Annotated in this window: 11 protein-coding genes; 6 read left to right on the top strand and 5 right to left on the bottom strand. The window is 65.6% G+C overall.

Annotation, left to right across the window (positions count from 1 at the left end):
• Nucleotides 1-435 precede the first annotated feature (435 nt).
• Genes AC56LR_RS16670 through AC56LR_RS16660 form a run of 3 tightly spaced genes read left to right on the top strand, consistent with a single transcriptional unit; the run spans nt 436 to nt 4,840 of the window.
• On the top strand, nt 436-2,172 hold the full coding sequence (locus AC56LR_RS16670) for a RecQ family ATP-dependent DNA helicase (protein ID WP_497131939.1): 1,737 nt from the start codon (nt 436-438) through the stop codon (nt 2,170-2,172).
• A gap of 15 nt (nt 2,173-2,187) precedes the next feature.
• Nucleotides 2,188-3,213, top strand: a complete 1,026-nt coding sequence (locus tag AC56LR_RS16665; protein ID WP_497131938.1) for a ligase-associated DNA damage response exonuclease — start codon at nt 2,188-2,190, stop codon at nt 3,211-3,213.
• Nucleotides 3,206-4,840 carry an ATP-dependent DNA ligase gene (locus tag AC56LR_RS16660; RefSeq protein WP_497131937.1) on the top strand — a complete coding sequence of 545 codons (1,635 nt, stop codon included), beginning with the start codon at nt 3,206-3,208 and terminating at the stop codon, nt 4,838-4,840. Before AC56LR_RS16665 ends, AC56LR_RS16660 begins: the two co-directional genes overlap by 8 nt.
• Nucleotides 4,841-4,850: 10 nt before the next feature.
• Here AC56LR_RS16660 and AC56LR_RS16655 read toward each other — a convergent pair whose 3' ends face one another.
• Nucleotides 4,851-5,924 (bottom strand): GGDEF domain-containing protein, encoded by a 1,074-nt coding sequence (locus tag AC56LR_RS16655; RefSeq protein WP_497131936.1) that lies wholly within the window; start codon nt 5,922-5,924, stop codon nt 4,851-4,853.
• A gap of 17 nt (nt 5,925-5,941) precedes the next feature.
• On the bottom strand, nt 5,942-6,178 hold the full coding sequence (locus tag AC56LR_RS16650) for a hypothetical protein (protein WP_497131935.1): 237 nt from the start codon (nt 6,176-6,178) through the stop codon (nt 5,942-5,944).
• A 335-nt stretch (nt 6,179-6,513) separates the two neighbouring features.
• On the opposite strand from AC56LR_RS16650, the gene AC56LR_RS16645 reads away from it, so the two are divergent.
• The 3 genes from AC56LR_RS16645 (at nt 6,514) to AC56LR_RS16635 (ending at nt 10,842) form a co-directional block, all read left to right on the top strand.
• Complete coding sequence (locus tag AC56LR_RS16645) at nt 6,514-8,973, top strand: ligase-associated DNA damage response DEXH box helicase (RefSeq protein ID WP_497131934.1); 2,460 nt, start codon at nt 6,514-6,516, stop codon at nt 8,971-8,973.
• Complete coding sequence (gene pdeM, locus AC56LR_RS16640) at nt 8,970-9,638, top strand: ligase-associated DNA damage response endonuclease PdeM (RefSeq protein ID WP_497131933.1); 669 nt, start codon at nt 8,970-8,972, stop codon at nt 9,636-9,638. The genes AC56LR_RS16645 and pdeM overlap by 4 nt, the downstream gene beginning before the upstream one ends.
• A gap of 85 nt (nt 9,639-9,723) precedes the next feature.
• Complete coding sequence (locus tag AC56LR_RS16635) at nt 9,724-10,842, top strand: glycine zipper 2TM domain-containing protein (RefSeq protein WP_497131932.1); 1,119 nt, start codon at nt 9,724-9,726, stop codon at nt 10,840-10,842.
• 170 nt (nt 10,843-11,012) lie between these two features.
• On the opposite strand, the gene AC56LR_RS16630 is transcribed toward AC56LR_RS16635, so the two are convergent.
• The 3 genes from AC56LR_RS16630 to AC56LR_RS16620 form a co-directional block, all read right to left on the bottom strand.
• Nucleotides 11,013-11,804: a Crp/Fnr family transcriptional regulator gene (locus tag AC56LR_RS16630; protein ID WP_489873594.1), complete on the bottom strand. Its 792-nt coding sequence runs from the start codon at nt 11,802-11,804 to the stop codon at nt 11,013-11,015.
• A gap of 420 nt (nt 11,805-12,224) precedes the next feature.
• Complete coding sequence (locus AC56LR_RS16625) at nt 12,225-12,869, bottom strand: response regulator (protein ID WP_497131931.1); 645 nt, start codon at nt 12,867-12,869, stop codon at nt 12,225-12,227.
• A gap of 122 nt (nt 12,870-12,991) precedes the next feature.
• Entirely contained in the window at nt 12,992-13,459 is a 468-nt protein-coding gene (locus tag AC56LR_RS16620) for a universal stress protein (RefSeq protein WP_497131930.1), read from the bottom strand.
• Between the last annotated feature and the right edge of the window lie 264 nt (nt 13,460-13,723).

Here is a 13,723-nt window from a genome sequence, read left to right as displayed (position 1 = left end):
GGCGGGCCGCCTGGCCCGCGTTCCAGGAACGACAAAACGCCATCCTCGTCGCCGGGGATGGCGTTTTTTATTGCGACGGTGTGCGCGGCACATAGCGCCGCACGGGGCCGATCAATGGAAAGCCACCATCATCGCGCCGCTCAGCGCTTCGGTTTCAAGCAGCAACCAGGTCGCTACGCTGGCCAGCGCCAGGTGGACTGCGGTCCACGTCATTGGATTGTGGCGGGCCATGATGTTCTCCTGATCGGTAAGATACGTTGTTGATGGAGTCATCTTACGTCCCCGACCCGAGGGTAACTATCGGTCAATACTCCTTAGATCTGTAGGAATTGATGCTGTGACATTTTCGCCACGTTGAAAAGTTGAGCTCCTACGGGAGAGCTAGGCAGTGTCCTATAGTGTGTGCAAGGCGCCGCACATACAGTTGGCGTCACCATGACACGACACGAACCTACTCTCCTGCACCGCGGCCTGATGGCCGTGCGCCGCAATACCATCCGCCGCCTGCTGCGTTCGACCTTCGGGATCGAGCAACTGCGCGACGGCCAGAAACTCATCATCGACAGCGTCCTCGACGGAAAGGACACGCTGGCCATCATGCCCACCGGCGGCGGCAAGTCGCTGTGCTACCAGATCCCCGCCAAGATGCTCGAGGGGATGACCATCGTCGTGTCCCCCCTGATTTCGCTGATGAAGGACCAGCTCGAGAAGCTGGAAGAGCTCGGCATCCGCTCGGTGCAGGTCAACAGCACCCTGAATGCGGAAGAAGAAGCGGCTGCGCTCGAGGCGATTTCCCTGGAGGCCTGCGAGATCGTGTTCTGCACGCCCGAACGGCTGGTGTCGCCGGAGTTCATCGCGCTGCTCAAGACGGTTACCCTGGACATCGTCGTGATCGACGAAGCGCACTGCATCTCGCAGTGGGGCCACGATTTCCGCACCGCCTACATCGGCCTGGGCGCCGCCATCGATGCCCTCGGCAAGCCGCCGGTACTGGCGCTGACGGCCACCGCGACCGACGAGGTGATTGCCGACATCGGCAAGCAGCTGGGCCGCAAGCTCAACGTGATCAATACCGGCATCTACCGGCCCAATCTTCACTACAACGTGGTGCAGGTGACCAATCACGGCGAAAAACTGGCCCAGGCACTGCGCCTGGTGCAGCAGTCCAGCGGCGTCGGCATCGTGTATGCCGCCACCGTCAAGGTGGCCGAGGAGATGCTGGCCGTGCTGGAAGAAGCCGGCGAATCGGTCACCATCTACCATGGCAAGCTGGCGGCGGGCGAGCGCAAGTTGAACCAGGACATGTTCATGAACGGCGAGCGCCGCGTCATGGTCGCCACCAATGCCTTCGGCATGGGAATCGACAAGAGCGACACCCGCTTCGTGATTCACCTGCAGATCCCGGCCAACCTCGAATCGTATTACCAGGAATCGGGCCGCGCCGGCCGCGACGGGCTCGATGCCCAGTGCACGCTGCTGTTCCTGCAGGGCGACAAGCGGATCCAGCAATTCTTCCTGGTGAAGCACTATCCGGCGGCGGCCGAGCTGCAGACCGTGTACACGGTGGTGCGCGAGCTGGCCGAAGACGGCGCCGTCATCTCCGGGCGCCTGGAAGCGGCGCTCGAAGAAGCCGGCGAAGCCAAACTGAAGGTCTGCCTCAAGCTGCTCAAGGACGGCAAGTTGCTGCGCCAGAACCGCAAGCTCGAATTCCTGGTGTCGAACAAGGAGCCGGCGCCCGGCATCTTCGAGCGCCTGGCCGAGGTGTACGTCCAGAAGTCCGAACGGGACCGCGAGGCGCTCGAGCAGATGGTAGGCTATGCCGTGAGTGGCTTTTGCCGCTGGAAACTGCTGCTGGACTATTTCGGCGACGAGGTCGACGGCTTCGAGAAGTGCTGCAAGTGCGACAACTGCCTGAACCCGCCGGCGCTGTCGCTGACCGAGGATATCGAGATCCGCGACGACGAGTTCGACCGCGAGCCTGCGCCGGCGCCGAGCGGGCCGCAATACGAAGTCGGCGGGCGCGCCAAGGCTGCCAAGTACGGCGAAGGCACGGTGCTTGCCGTTGCCGGCGACCAGGTGACGCTGTCCTTCCCGGGCCAGGAGGAACCGCATACCTTCCTGGCGCAATTCCTGGCGCCGGTCTCGCCACAACAAGCGCCAACGCCGGCCTGAGCCAGAAAGGATCCCATGGGAGACATGGTAGTCGTGCGCAAGGAGGGCCTGTATTGCGTGCCCGGCCAGTTCTATATCGACCCCTGGCGTCCGGTCGACCGGGCCGTGATCACGCACGCCCATGGCGACCATGCGCGGGTCGGCCACGGGCACTACCTGTCCACCAGCGCCGGCGTGAACGTGCTGCGTTCGCGCCTGGGTAGCGACATCAATATCGACGGCATCGAATACGGCGAGACGGTCACGCACAACGGCGTGGCCATCTCGCTGCACCCGGCCGGCCACGTGCTCGGCTCGGCGCAGGTGCGCATGGAATGCGGCGGCGAGGTCTGGGTCGCCTCGGGCGACTACAAGGTCGAAGCCGACAAGACCTGCACACCCTTCGAGCCGGTTGTCTGCGACACCTTCATCACCGAATCCACGTTCGGGCTGCCGATCTACCGCTGGGAACCGGAGCAGCAGACCATCGACGAGATCAACGCCTGGTGGCGCAAGAACGCAGACGAAGGCCGCTGCAGCGTGGTGTTCGCCTACGCCTTCGGCAAGGCCCAGCGCATCCTGTCGCGCCTGGACGCGTCGATTGGCCCGATCGTCTGCCATGGCGCGGTCGAACCCTTGAACCGCGTCTACCGCGCCGGCGGCGTGGCGCTGCCCGAGACGGTGATGGTCAGCGAGATCGACAAGGCGGCATTGCGCCGCGCCATTGTCATCGCCCCGCCGTCGGCCGGCGGCTCGCCCTGGATGAAGCGCTTCGGCGACTACAGCGACGCGTTTGCCAGCGGCTGGATGCTGCTGCGCGGCGCGCGCCGCCGCCGCGGCGTGGACCGCGGCTTCGTGCTGTCCGACCATGCCGACTGGCCCGGCCTGATGAGCGCCATCAAGGCGACCGAGGCCGAACGCGTCATCGTCACCCACGGGTCGATTCCGACCATGGTGCGCTGGCTGTGCCAGAACGGGCTCGATGCCAAGGGTTTCGACACCGAATACGGCGACGAAAAAGAGGACGAGTCGGCGGAGCCCGCGGGAGAGCCCGATGCGTGAATTCGCCCGCCTGTACGCAGAACTCGACGAAACCACCTCCACCACCCGCAAGCTCGACGCCCTGCAGCAGTATTTTACCCAGGCAGCGCCCGAAAACGCCGCCTGGGCCGTCTACTTCCTGGCCGGCGGCAAGCCGCGCCAGGCGGTGCCGACCAAGCTGCTGCGCCAGTACGCGATCGAATACGCGGGGCTGGACGAATGGCTGTTCGACGAGTCCTACCACGCGGTCGGCGACATGGCCGAGACCATTGCCCACATCCTGCCGGCGCCCAGCCGGCGCAGCGACATCGGACTGGCGCAGTGGATGGAAGAACGCATCGGCCCCTTGCGCGGCGCCGATCCCGGCACCATCCGCGAGGCGCTGTTCGCGGCCTGGGATGAACTGGATTGGCGCGAGCGTTTCCTGTTCGTGAAACTCATCGGCGGCGGCTTCCGGGTCGGGGTCTCGCGCCTCCTGGTGACGCGCGCGCTGGCGGCGATCGCCGCCGTGGACAGCAAGCTGATTGCCCAGCGTTTGATGGGCTGGACCGACAATTCGGTGCGGCCGACCGCCACCAGCTTCCTGCAGCTGATCGCCGAGCAATCCGATGAAGAGCACAAGCTGCGCGGCGGCCAGCCTTACCCCTTCTTTTTGGCGCACCAGTTGCAGGGCGACCCGGCTGCCTTGGGCGAAGTCGACGACTGGCAAGTGGAGTGGAAATACGACGGCATCCGCGCCCAGCTGGTGCGGCGCGGCGGCCAGAACTACCTGTGGTCGCGCGGCGAAGATTTGATTACCGAGCGCTTTCCCGAACTGGCGAGCGTGCGCATCCCCGAAGGCACGGTGCTGGACGGCGAAGTGCTGATCTGGCAGGCAGGCAGCGATGCCCCGGCGCCGTTCGCCGACCTGCAAAAGCGCATCGGCCGCAAGACCTTGAGCGCCAAGCTGCTGGGCGAGCTGCCGGCGGTGCTGTGCTGCTACGACCTGCTCGAATTCGGCGGCGTCGACCTGCGCGCGCTGCCCCAGCACGAACGGCGCGCGCTGATGGAAACCGAGGTGGCCGCCGCCGCGACCCCGCAGCTGCGCACTTCGCCCGTCATCCACGCCGACAGCTGGGTCGAGCTGGCTACCCTGCGCGAAGAGTCGCGCCGGCGCGGCGTCGAGGGCATGATGCTCAAGGCGCGCAGCGCGCAGTATGGCGTGGGCCGCACCAAGGATGTCGGCACCTGGTGGAAGTGGAAGGTCGATCCGTACACGGTGGATGCGGTGCTGATCTACGCCCAGGCCGGCAGCGGACGCCGTGCCTCGCTCTACACCGACTACACCTTCGCGGTCTGGGATGGCGAAGGCGAGGAGCGCAAGCTGGTGCCCTTTGCCAAAGCCTATTCCGGCCTGACCGATGCCGAGATCGCGCAGGTGGACAATGCCGTGCGCAAGACCACTATCGAGAAATTCGGGCCGGTGCGTTCGGTGAAACCCACCATGGTGTTCGAGCTCGGCTTCGAAGGCATTGCGCTGTCGACCCGGCACAAGGCCGGCGTGGCGGTGCGCTTTCCGCGCATCCTGCGCCGCCGCCAGGACAAGCCGGTGGATGAAGCCGATACCCTCGATACCCTGAAAGGCTTGCTGGCCGCAGCCGGGACATGAGCGCAGCCGCCTAATGCAGGCGGCTGCGCTTGTTGAAATACATCTGTTCGTCTGCCTGCAGCACATAGTCGCCCAGCGTCTGCCGGGCGAGCGGGTCGCACTCCACCAGCCCGGTGCTGATCGACACGGCATAGGGCCGTTCGTGCATCAGGTTGAAGGCACGCAGGTTGGCCGAGATGCGATCGAGGATCGCGCCCGGCTGCTCGTCGTCCAGGGTATAGGCGACGAATTCGTCCCCGCCGAGACGCGACACCACGTCGGCCTGGCGGAACGACTGGCGCAGCACGAAGGCCGCATCGCGGATCAGGCTGTCGCCGGCGTCGTGGCCGAGTGCGTCGTTCACCCGCTTCAGGCCATCGATGTCGGCGAAGATCACGGCGCTGCGCGCGCGCTGGCGCCGCGACACCTTGAAGATCCGTTCCGCCTCCACGAAGAAACCGCGCCGGTTGTACAGGCCGGTCAGCACATCGGTCAGCGACAGCAGGTGCATCTCGGTTTCGGTCTCGTCGCGCCGCGCCAGCTCTGCCGCATGCGCAGAGGACGCGCTGGCGATGTGTTCGCGCTGGTCGCCCACCGTCCGCTCCAGCGCGCTGCGCGCATCGATCTTGCCCAGCGCCGCCGTGGCCAGTTCCAGCAGCAGCGACATGCTCGCCCCATAGTTGTCCTGTGCTGCGGCATCGAGGTCGTGGTCCCATGCGGCGACGAGGGCGGCGACCGCGGAGTGCAGCGGGACCGCGAGGGCCAGCGTGCGCTGCCCGACCTGGCGGCACTGCCAGGCGCCGGGAACGCTGTCGTCCCTGGGACGACCGACGGCCGACAACTGCGCCATCCCGGCCGCGTACATCGGATGGTCCTTTGCGGCGGGCTGCACCTCGCCGTGCCGGTTGAACCCGGTGAGGTCGAGGCGCGCGCCGCGCAGCAGCAACAGTGCGGATTCGGGTTTGATCATGTCGGCCAGGGTCTTCCCGACCAGGCGTAGCGAGCTGCCCGCTTCGTCGGTCTGGAACAGCTCGCGCGACAAGGTCAGCAGCTTGCGCAGTTCCGGCGCGGAGAGCTGGGGCGTCCTGGCATGTTGCTTGCTCATGTGTCGTGTGTCTCCTGCTAGTCGTCGGCAGGGCCGGGAGTCAGGGGGCTGATCGCTTCCGACCGGAGCTGCGCGGCAGTGGGCATGCGGCGCGACGCCGGATGGTCGATCACGCGCTCGATGACCGCTGCGGGGACACGGTGGTAATCCATGTAGTGGCGGGCAACCAGGCTGCCGCGAACGGCCAGGATGTTGAGGCCGCGTGCGACCACGTTCGCTGTAGCGCTATCGGCGCGCTTTTGGCGTAAGTTCATTTTCCAGGGTCTCAACCGGGCCCAGGCATGGGCAAGGTTTGTCGTTATAAAAAACAACAGTACACCCATTACCTGCTGCAATTGCGCTTTATTTTTCCGGGATGTCGAAGGTCAATTGCCCTTGCGCTAGGTTCCGGCGGCGGACGCGGCTGCGGCGTCCGCCTGGACGTGGTCGGCTGCGCCACGCGAAAGTGTCATCTGCTAGACTCGGCCGGCATCCGGCGGTCGCAGCCGCGGCAACTTTGAGCGAACCCGAGCATGAGCACGAATCACAAGCGCAACAGATCGACACGCATTCCCGTCCGGACCATCCGGCCGACCGCGCTCGCGGGTGCATGAGCGGGCCTACGCCTACCGTCGTCAAGGACTGGTTCGCCGCGCGCGGCTGGAAGGTGTTCCCGTTCCAGCGCGCGGTCTGGAAAGCGGCGCTGGCCGGACAATCCGGCCTGCTGCACGCGAACACCGGGGCCGGCAAGACGTTTGCGGTGTGGTTCGCGGCGCTGCAGCGCGGTGCGCTTGCCAAAGGCAGGAAGTCGAGTGGCCTGCGCGTGTTGTGGATCACGCCGATGCGCGCGCTCGCTGCCGACACCCAGCGCGCGCTGGAACAGTCGGCGGCGGAGCTGGCGCCCACATGGACGATCGGCGCGCGCACCGGCGACACCGGATCAGCCGAACGCGCACGCCAGACGCGCAGCATGCCGTCCACCCTGGTGACCACACCGGAAAGCCTGTCGCTGATGCTGAGCCACGCAGCTGCAAGCGAGCAGTTCAAGCACCTCGACATGATCGTCATCGACGAGTGGCACGAACTGATGGGCAGCAAGCGCGGCGTGCAGGTGCAGCTTGCGCTGGCGCGGCTGCGCCACTGGCGCCCGGAACTGCTGGTCTGGGGCGTGTCGGCCACCATGGGCAATCTCGACCTGGCGCGCCAGGTGCTGCTGGGAGGCGACGAGGGCGTGCTGGTCGAGGGCGACATGCGCAAGCAGATCCAGGTCGACTGCCTGATTCCCGAGAACGTGGCGCGCTTTCCCTGGGGCGGGCACATGGGCCTGCAGATGCTGCAGCCGGTGATCAAGGAGATCGAACACTACAACGCGACCCTGGTGTTCACCAATACCCGGGCTCAGTCCGAGATCTGGTACCAGAACATCCTGGAGGCGCGGCCCGACTGGGCCGGCGTGATCGCGCTGCACCACGGCTCGCTCGATCGCGAGGTGCGCGAATGGGTGGAGCAGGGACTCAAGAAGGGCGAACTCAAGGCCGTGATCTGCACCGCCAGCCTGGACCTGGGGGTGGACTTCCTGCCGGTCGAGCGCGTGCTGCAGATCGGCAGCGCCAAGGGCATCGCGCGCCTGCTGCAGCGGGCCGGGCGCAGCGGCCACGCGCCGGGCCGCATCTCGCGCGTGACCCTCGTGCCGACCAACAGCCTGGAACTGCTGGAAGCGGCCGGCGCGAAAAAAGCGGTGGCGGCGCGCCGCATCGAGGGCCGCTACGTGCCGAATAAACCCTTCGACGTGCTGGTGCAGCACCTGGTCACGGTGGCGCTGGGCGGGGGCTTCGTGTCGAAAGAGCTGTACGAGGAAGTGCGCCGGGCCTGGTCCTACCGCAACCTGGATGAGGAAGAATGGCAGTGGGCGCTCGATTTTGTCGCGCGCGGCGGCCAGAGCCTGACGGTGTACCCGGAATACCGGCGCGTGCTGCCGGACGAAGAGGGCGTCTACCGCGTGCCCGACAGCGCCATCGGGCGGCGCCATCGCATGGGCATCGGCACCATCGTGTCGGACGCCTCGATCTCGGTGAAATACATGAGCGGAGGCCGCATCGGCAGCGTCGAGGAATCCTTCATCTCGCGCATGAAGCAGGGCGACCACTTCCTGTTCGGCGGGCGCATCCTGGAATTCATCCGGGTGCACGAAATGACCGCTTTCGTGAAACGCGCCACCGGCAGCCGCGGCGCGATCGCGCGCTGGGGCGGGGCCAAGATGCCGATGTCGTCGGAACTGGCGGCTGCGGCGCTCGAAGAACTGCGGCTGGCATCCATGGGCATCTACGACAGTCCGGAGATGGAATCGATCCGCCCGCTGATCGAGATCCAGTGCCGCTGGTCGGCGCTGCCCACCAACGAGACCCTGGTGCTGGAGCACATGAAGAGCCGCGAAGGCTGGCACCTGTTCGTCTACCCGTTCGCGGGACGCTCGGTGCACATGGGCCTGGCCTCGCTGTTCGCTTACCGCGTCGGGCGCATGCAGCCGTCGACCTTTTCGATCGCGATCAACGATTACGGCTTCGAGCTCATGAGCCCGGAGCCGGTCGACTGGCCGGGCATCTTCGAGGCCGAAGCCGGCGCCGGGGTGGACTTGTTCAGCACCGACTGCCTGCTCGAGGACGTGCTGGGCAGCCTGAACGCGACCCAGCTGTCGCAGCAGCGCTTCCGCGAGGTGGCGCGCATCGCCGGCCTGATCTTCCAGGGCTATCCGGGCCAGCCGAAATCGAACCGCCAGCTGCAGGCTTCGTCCTCGCTGTTCTTCGAAGTCTTCCGCAAGCACGATTCCAGCAACCTGCTGCTCACCCAAGCCCAGCGCGAAGTGCTGGAGCAGGAGCTGGAACTGACCCGCCTGCGCGAGACACTCAGTGAGCTGCACGGGCGGCGCGTGGCCTACCGTGAGGTCAAGCGCGCCACGCCCTTCGGCTTTGCGCTGATGGTCGAGCGCTTCCGCGAGAAGGTCAGCACCGAGAAGCTGTCCGACCGCGTCTCGCGCATGGTGCGCGAACTGGAAAAAGCGGCTGCCGTATGAGCACCATCGCCAAGACCGCCAGCCTGGCGGTGCGCATCGCCGGCGAAACCATGCTGCTGCTGCCCGAGAAGGCGCTGTACTGGCCGGCGGAGAAGATGCTGGTGATTGCCGACATCCACTTCGGCAAGGCGGCGGCGTTTCGCGCGCTCGGGGTGCCGGTGCCGCGCGGGACCACCACCGAGAACCTGGCCGGGCTGGACGCGCTGATCGACGCCCACGGGGCGCGCCAGGTCGCCTTCCTCGGCGACTTCCTGCACGCGCGCGCGGCCCATGCCAGCGCCACCCAGCAGGCGATGCTGGCATGGCGCGAGCGCCGCCGCGAGCTGGACCTGATCCTCGTGCGCGGCAACCATGACCGCCATGCGGGCGATCCGGCCAGGGCGCTCGGTATCGAACTGGTGGACGAGCCGCATGCGCTCGGGCCCTTCGCCTTCTGCCACCATCCGGACCTGGCCACGGCCGGCTACGCCCTGGCCGGCCACATCCACCCGGTCTACGTGCTGGCGACCCGCTTCGATTCGCTGCGCCTGCCGTGTTTCGTGGTCGGGCAGGAGCGCATGATCCTGCCTTCTTTTGGTTCCTTCACCGGCGGCCATGCGATCCGTCCGGAAGCGGGCGACACCATCTACGTCAGCTCCGGCGAGGCCGTCCACTGCGTTCGTTAGCGAACGGACTCTTGTTGAGCTTGGGCGTACCTTGCACGTATTGACGTACAAGCTCGTGCCTGCATTCAAAAACGGAGGAAATACCATGCAATGTCGTAATCTGCTACAAGCCGTCTTCGCCACCATCGTGGCGCTCGGCCCCGTCGCCCTGGGCGGCGCCGCTGCCCAGGCCCAGCAATACCAGGACCGCGATGTCCGCGACAGCCGCGACAGCCGCGACCGCCGCGCCTACGGCCCCGTCATCAATGGTTTCAACGTGGAAGAAGTGCGCCGCCTGACGCCGGGCGTCGAGCTGCATTTCGACCTGTACGGCAGCCCGGGCGGCAACGCCATGCTGCGCATCGACGGCGCCACGCGCAACCTGAACCTGACCGAAGTCGAGCCGGGCCAGTACACCGGCACCTATACCATCGGCACCCGCGACCGCATCAGTGCCAGCAGCGGCGTCACCGCCAACCTGCGCCTGGGTAACCAGGTCGCCACCAGCCTGCTGAGCGAATCGGTGCTCGCATCGAACGCCCAGCGGGGCGAGCGCCGCGGCCAGATCGCCTCGAACCTGGTGATCCAGCGCTTCGACGTGCAGGGCGCACCGGACCTCGGCCCAGGCAACGAGCTGCGCTTCATGGTGGTCGGCACCCCCGGCGCACGCGTCGAAGTGGCGATCGCCGGCACCCGCGGCGTGTTCTTCCTGCCGGAAGTGCGCCCGGGCGAATACGAAGCCATCTACACGGTGCGCAACCGCGACGCCGTCACCCCGAGCAGCCGCGTCACCGCGACCATCCGCGCCAACGGCCGCTACACGACCTCGGTGCTGGCCCGTCCACTGCTGATGGAAACCCGCGGCGAGCAGGCCCGCGTGGCGCGTTATTGCAGCAATTGCGCCACCGTGGAAGCGGTCAACGTGATCGAAGTGTCGGGTAACGGCAACTACCTGGGCACCGTCGGCGGCGCCGTGGTCGGCGGCCTGCTGGGCAACCAGGTCGGCAGCGGCAGCGGCCGTACGGCAGCCTCGGTGGCCGGCGCGGTGGCTGGCGGCCTGGCTGGCCGCAGCATCGAGCGCAACATGAACAAGGCACAGCGCTTCGAGGTCGTGGTGCGCTACGCGAACGGCGGCACCCAGACCCTGCAGTATGAAAACGACCCGGGCTTCCGCCAGGGCGACCGCGTGCGCGTGAACAATGGCGTGCTGGCGCGCGACCAGTAATAGGTAGGGTGGGCGGGTCCTCCCGCCCGCGCGTTCAATCAGAGCTAGAGATGCCCGTTCGTCCGCCTCTGCTCCACCGATCCTTGAACGCGCGGGCGGGAAACCCGCCCACCCTACAAAAAAAGGCCGGCACCTGTGAAGGAGCCGGCCTTTCTATTTGTGGCGGAGGTTCAGGCAGTGGCGAGCACCTGGCTGTCGCCGGCCTGGTCGAGCTCGGCCTTCTTGGCCGCACCCTTGGTGCGCGAGCGCGATGGCGGCAGGCGGCGCAGGGTCTTGAGCGCTTCGGCGTCCTTGATGCCGATGGTGCGCTGGTCGACGGTGATCAGGCCGATTTCGTTGAAGGCCGACAGCGTGCGGCTGACCGTTTCCAGGGTCAGGCCCAGGTAGCTGCCGATCTCGTGGCGGGTCATGCGCAGGTTGAACAGTTTGCTGGAGTAGCCCATCGCGGCGAAGCGGTCGGCCAGCGAGACCAGGAAGCGGGCCACCCGGGCTTCGGCCGACAGGGCGCCGAGCATGCCGATCATGGTCTGCTCGCGCACCAGTTCGCGGCTCATGACGCCGTACATCATGTTTTCGAGTTCGGCGTGCACGCGGCCGAGGGCGGTGAGCTTCTTGAACGGCAGCAGGATCAGGTCGCAGTCCGACAGCGCGACGGCTTCGGAGGCGTAGTGGCGGGTATGGATGCCGTCGACGCCGAGCATGTCGCCCTTCATGGGGAAGCTGAGCACCTGCTCGTTGCCGAACTCGTCGATGAGCACGGTCTTGAGGAAGCCCGAGTTGACGATGTAGAGGGTGTCGAAGGCCTGGCCGATGGTGTGAACGCGCTGGCCGGTCTTGAATTGCACGTGCTGGAACAGCAGTTCTTCCGAGGTGACCGATACGCTGGCGGGGATGCGCAGCAGGTCGCAGACTTCCTTGAGGTTGGACCAGAGACGTCCCTGGCGCTGGCGGCCGGCTTCCATGGGCGAATGCAGGGTGGGCGTGTTGACGTTGCGTTGTTCTGACGTTGGCTGGGACTGCATGCTCATCTCCAGGTGAAAAATCTTGGGTTTCAGGCGGCGACCACAGGGCGGAGACCCAACCGGCACTGTAGAGGCGGACCGCACCGCAGGCTGGCTCACGCTGGGACTTGGATCGCAGGCAAGTCGAAACGTTGAATTCAGTATGCCAACACGAGTCCGGCACGCATATCAGCGGCTACTGAATCTGTAGGTAGGAGGGATGACGGCTTTGTAGGAATCGTCTGACGCTCGACGGCGGCGCCAGAGGGAGAGACAGGGCTGGAACAGGAAATGCGGGGGAGGGCAAGGGCGGGGAGCAGGCGACGGTTTGCGCCAGAGAGTGGCACAAACACCGCAGCCGCTTGTCTAAAGCTGTTTGTCCTACGCTTTCATTGGTGAAAGCAGGCGGTGGGCGACCGCGTATTGCACCATTTCCGACAAGGACGTCATGCCCATTTTTTGCATGATGCGGGTCTTGTGGGTGCTGACGGTCTTGACCGACAGGTGCAGGCCGTTCGCGATTTCCGTGATCGACTTTCCGCCGACGAGTAGCGAAAATACCTCGAATTCGCGGTCTGACAGCTGTTTATGGAGCAATTGTTCATTCGGCGCCATGATGTTCAGCGCCAACTGCTCGGCCACCTCGGTACTAATATAAGGGCGCCCCGAGGCCACCTTGCGGATCGCCCCCACCAGTTGCGTGCCCGCGCTCTCTTTAGTCAGGTAGCCCTGGGCGCCGGCGCGGATCGCGCGCACCGCGTATTGCTCTTCTTCGTGCATGGTCAGGATCAGAACCGCCAGCTTGGGCGCTTCGCTGCGCACCTGGCGGATCAGGTCGACCCCGCTGCGTCCCGGCATCGACAAATCGAGCAGCAGCAGGTCGAAGCCGCCCTGGCGCACCTGGGCCAGCACTTCGAAGCCATTGGTGGCCTCACCGGCAATCTCGATATCGGGCGCGCCGTCGAGGATGCGCTTGAGGCCCTCGCGCATGATGGTGTGGTCGTCGGCAATGACAATTCGGATCATAAATCACCCTTCTAGCGGGAAGCGATAGTAACGAGCGAAGGCTAACACGGAATTACAAGACAAATTGTCATCGAAGCAGATCTGACAGGTTGGCGCCGGCAGCGGGGGGCATGCGGCGGCCGTCATGTGGCGGCCGGCTCGCTGATCAGGCGGTGCACCAGCACCGGCTTGGCCGTGTGCGACAAGACCTTGTTGGTGACGCTGCCCAGCAGCAGCTGGCCCCAGCCGCTGCGGCCGTGCGAGCCCATGAAGATCAGGTCGCAGCCTTCCTGTTCGGCGACGTCGACGATCTTGAGGGCCGCGGTATCGGAGAAGGCGGTCATGCACGCATGCTTGAGGCCGGCATTTTCGGCCGAGCGCATGATCTTGCCCATGTATTCCTCGCCCAGGCGGCGCATCTGGGCGATGTATTCTTCTTCGCTGGGGTAGGACGGCGGAATGATCTCCACGTACACGGGATACTGGTAATCGGGCGCGACGAACAGGGCCAGCACTTCGGCGCCCATCTGTTGCGCGAATTTGACACCGGCGCAGGCCGTGTGCTGCGACACGGCCGAACCGTCGGTAGCGATCAGGATTTTGCGATACATGGTTGACTCCTCCAATGGCCACGCCATTCTGGGCTGTCCGGGACGTGGCGGCTATTGCGGGAACGCAAACTGTTGAGCTCGATCAAACATCAGGCCGCCTCCTCGGCGCACGACAACATGCGGGAAACAAAGGATCGCGATTACGAAAAACAACACCAAGCTTGTGTAAACACTCAGGAATCGTGCATTTTGATTGTCGCGGAATTAAGATTCCTTGTCCATTTTGTTGCGTTGCTTTCGCCGACATTTACCTACGGCAACCAC

It is taken from the genome of Telluria sp. ZT3P39 (genome assembly GCF_059685935.1).
The sequence above is the reverse complement of the archived record's forward strand: the minus strand, read 5'-3'. Positions and strand labels throughout refer to the sequence as shown.